The 1,248-nt window shown below is 75.2% G+C and carries 1 protein-coding gene and 1 pseudogene; both read right to left on the bottom strand.

The window, feature by feature from the left end:
- Window positions 1-636 (bottom strand): annotated as a pseudogene (locus FV228_RS30170) (glycosyl transferase family 28); the annotation flags it as partial.
- Window positions 624-1,248, bottom strand: a 625-nt coding sequence (locus FV228_RS30165) for a glycosyltransferase family 4 protein (protein WP_147857780.1), incomplete at its 5' end; no start/stop codon positions are given. The pseudogene FV228_RS30170 and the gene FV228_RS30165, both read right to left, overlap by 13 nt.

Here is a 1,248-nt window from a genome sequence, read left to right as displayed (position 1 = left end):
CGCCACCAGCACGCCCGCGCGCGTCGCCGCCGGCACGGCCGGGGAACCCTCGTCGACGTAGCCGGTGTAGCGGATCTTGCCCGCGGTTCCGGCATCGAGCGGCCAGGAGGCGTCGAGCGGCACGAGGGCCGGGTCGCCGTGAACCAGCACGGCATCGTAGAGACGCGCGACCCGCTCATGGACCGCGCCGATCCGCTCCGGCTTGGCGGAAGCGACCAGGATGTCGCGCAGGGAGGCCAGCACGAGCGGGCGCGGCCGACGCACCTGCGCCGCCTCCACCAGGGCCAGGAACTCGGCGGCCAAGGCCCGGCGGCCGAACGGGAACAGCTCGGTGATGACCGCGTCGGGGGCGAAATCCGCCAGGGCGTCCAGCATCAGGGCGCGGCGGTTTGCGAATAGGGCTGAATCGGCCGGGCTGCCGTCCGGTCCCAGGGGCCGGGCGAAGTCGGTGCCGGCGACGTGGAGCGGCGGCAGCTGCACCAGGCGGACATCGCCCAGCCGCACCATCGGGGCCGGGACGCCGCCCGAGACCAGCAGGGCGTCGTGGCCGGAGGCCGCGAAGGCGCGCGCCAGAGCGGCCGCGCGGGTGAGATGCCCGGCGCCGAGGAGATGCGTGACCGCGATCAGGACCCGCACGGGGCCATGTCCGGTTGGCGGGTCCTCACCGGTGCGGCGAGGCCCGCGGAGGCGCGCAGGGCCTCGGCGATCAGGTCGATGGCGGCGTCTTCGGAGAAGTCCTGAACCAGCCGCACCCGCGCGGCCGCACCGAGCCGGAGCCGCAGGGCCGGGTCGGCGCACAGCCGCACCAGGGCCGCCGACAGGGCCGCCGGGTCGCCCGGGGCGACCAGGATTGCGTGGGTGCCGTCGCTCAGGAATTCCGGCGTGCCCGCGAAGGCGGTGGCCAGGATCGGCAGCGCTTGGCTCGCGGCTTCCATCAGCACGTTCGGCAGCCCGTCCCGGTCGCCGCCCGGCGCGGGCTTGGTCGGCAGAACGAACAGGTCGGCCGCGCGCATCGCGTCGATCACGGTGGGCTGCGCCTGGGCTCCCCGGAACGTGATTCTGTCCGAGAGCCCGAGCGCGCGGATCCGGGCTTCGAGCGGGTCGCGCAATTCGCCGCCGCCGATCAGGTCGAGGTGCCAGTGCAGGCCCGGGGGCAGGGCCGCCAGCGCGTCGATCAGGTCATCGTGGCCCTTCTTGGCGACCAGCCGGCCGACGCAGAGCAGCCGCAGCGGCGCCGCCGGATCGGCC

The sequence above is a fragment of the Methylobacterium sp. WL18 genome, assembly GCF_008040015.1.
Lineage (GTDB): Bacteria > Pseudomonadota > Alphaproteobacteria > Rhizobiales > Beijerinckiaceae > Methylobacterium > Methylobacterium mesophilicum.
Note: the sequence above shows the minus strand (reverse complement) of the source record. Positions and strands in the feature narration are given on the sequence as shown.